This window comes from Pontibacter sp. HJ8 (genome assembly GCF_054824225.1).
Window position 1 is genome coordinate 1 of sequence record NZ_JSYF01000235.1, and the last position, 2,153, is coordinate 2,153.

Genomic DNA, 2,153 nt, shown 5'->3' on the forward strand with positions numbered 1-2,153 from the left:
GATGATGTATAACCGGAAACCGGTTCTGGTATTGCCAGAAAAGGTTTGGCAGAATAAGCAGCAAGCCCAGTAGCATGGCCAGGTATAGGTGCTTCCTGGCCAGTACTTCACGTTGTTCGGTCATTAAAATGGCAGGAAAAAGACCTATGAGCAGGAAGACGATGTTGTACTTATTCAAAAAACCTATGGCAAATACTATGGCGCCAGCATACAGCCACTTCGGCTTTTGGGTATTGAGGTACTTGATGACAACGAAGTAAAGCGTCGTCCAGCACAGCACGTCCAAAGAGTTAGGTTGATAAAGTGTATTGAGCCGCAGCAGAGCGGAAAACAAAACGCCGGTAGCCCCCAAAATCAAGGCAGCTAAGTTCCCGTTGAGTTCTTCAATCGCTTTCCAAACGACAACAATAGTCAAGGCTCCAAAAAGGGCAGGAAAAAACTTGACCCAGAACACGCTATTGCCCAGTAGCTTGATGAGGAAGGATATCCAGGCAGTTAGGGGTGGAATGGAGATATACCCCCACGCCAGATGGTTTGCCTGGTCAAGGTGGAGGTATTCATCCCGTTGCAAATCATACTCCGGGCTTATCAGCATGTACTGCAAAAGAAATTTCAGGATGACAAAGCCTGTTAAGAGTATTGCGTTTCTTGCCATCAGGTGCTGTGCTTTAAAATTACGGGCAATTGTCTCGTACATGTCTGGTGGCGGTTCTTGAAGCACTTCTCTGTCCGCCCGGGACGGACTTGTTTAAGAGCCGGAAATCTTGAATTCAGCACTTTATCTGACATGCGCTTTATGCAATGTTGGCCGGAGTGTATCTCTGTGTCTTGCTGTTTGCAATATATTTTACGCTTGACGCAAAATCTTTTCCATCTTCCTGCCTTTCGCCAGTTCGTCCACCAACTTGTCCAGATATCTTACTTGTTTTGTCAAGGGGTTTTCAATTTCTTCTACCCGGTAGCCACAAATTACTCCTGTGATCAGTTGCGCATTCGGGTTTATGCTTGCACTCGTAAAGAATGTTTCGAACGTTACCTTTTGGTCAATCAGTTCCTGCAGGTTTTTGTCATCAAAGCCTGTCAGCCACGCTATTACCTGATGTAATTCTTCTTTTGTTCTGCCTTTGCTCTCAACTTTGGTTACATAGTGCGGATATACCGAGGCAAATGTCATTTTTGCCATGCGTGCATCGTGTTCAGGTGTCGTTTTCATGCTATTTTACACTTTCTAGTTTCCCTTTTCTTTTCACTATGTCTTTATAGTCTGAATGCTACTAATATCAGTCATATTAGTAGCACTAATTCCACATTTAAGATCTTTATAAAGCACCAGTTGCTCATTTGTTACCGAGTTGTTCCGCCAAACCGACTAGAAGTCCTTCCGTTCCGCGAATGTAGCAGAGCCGATAGGAGTCTTCGTACTGAACGATCTCGCCAACGAGCTGGGCGCCATGCTTGCTGAGCCTTGATACCATCTCGTCAATGTCCTCAACGGTGAACATAACGCGAAGATAACCGAGAGAATTGACAGGAGAAGTTCTGTGATCTGAAATAGTAGGAGGGGTGACAAATCGTGAAATTTCGAGGCGGCTGTGGCCATCGGGGGTGACCATCATAGCAATTTCCACGTTTTGAGAGCCCAACCCGGTAACGCGACCAGCCCATTCTCCTTCGATCGTGTCGCGCCCCTCTAGCTTCAAGCCTATTTCCGTGAAAAATGAGATAGCGTCATCTAGGGATTCTACCACGATTCCGACATTGTCCATCCGAAGTAATTTATTTTTTGACATATCTAGCTACTTATCATTAAAGACCAGGTTTATGTGAAATCGTCTCAGTCATGAAGTTGCATGAAATGTTGAGGATTGTGGGATTCGTCAATATCCGCCGAATCAAAGGCTGATGCGGAAACTTTGCTCAGCCACTAAATCTCACATGTTTTATACACGATGTGAGCGGGTCGTTGTTCTCTTGTCTTATTTGCCCTTATTATTTTTTAATTATTGGGAGAGTCTAGTTAGTCCTTCTGTAACAGGACTCACAAAATTGACTTGTTTACCTTTGTTGCTTTCGTGCATGAAGTCATTCAGGCTTTTGCTGGTATATTTTTCAAAATCCCCACAATAGCCAAACGAACACGATAATTGGAAAAC

4 protein-coding genes are annotated in these 2,153 nt (G+C 44.4%); all 4 read right to left on the reverse strand.

The genetic code is table 11. The features are described 5' to 3' along the window. A partial coding sequence (locus tag OB13_RS11070) for a glycosyltransferase family 39 protein (protein ID WP_461490229.1) occupies positions 1 to 655 on the reverse strand: 655 nt, incomplete at its 3' end. A 192-nt stretch (positions 656 to 847) separates the two neighbouring features. Continuing rightward, a complete protein-coding gene (locus OB13_RS11075) occupies positions 848 to 1,213 on the reverse strand; it encodes a DUF2200 domain-containing protein (RefSeq protein WP_461490230.1) in 366 nt (121 codons plus the stop codon). Positions 1,214 to 1,337: 124 nt separating this feature from the next. Then, complete coding sequence (locus tag OB13_RS11080; RefSeq protein ID WP_461490231.1) at positions 1,338 to 1,790, reverse strand: VOC family protein; 453 nt, start codon at positions 1,788 to 1,790, stop codon at positions 1,338 to 1,340. Between the two features lie 210 nt (positions 1,791 to 2,000). Next, the gene (locus OB13_RS11085; RefSeq protein ID WP_461490232.1) at positions 2,001 to 2,078 is read right to left on the reverse strand and encodes a hypothetical protein; all 78 of its coding nucleotides are present in this window, start codon (positions 2,076 to 2,078) and stop codon (positions 2,001 to 2,003) included. Positions 2,079 to 2,153 lie beyond the last annotated feature (75 nt).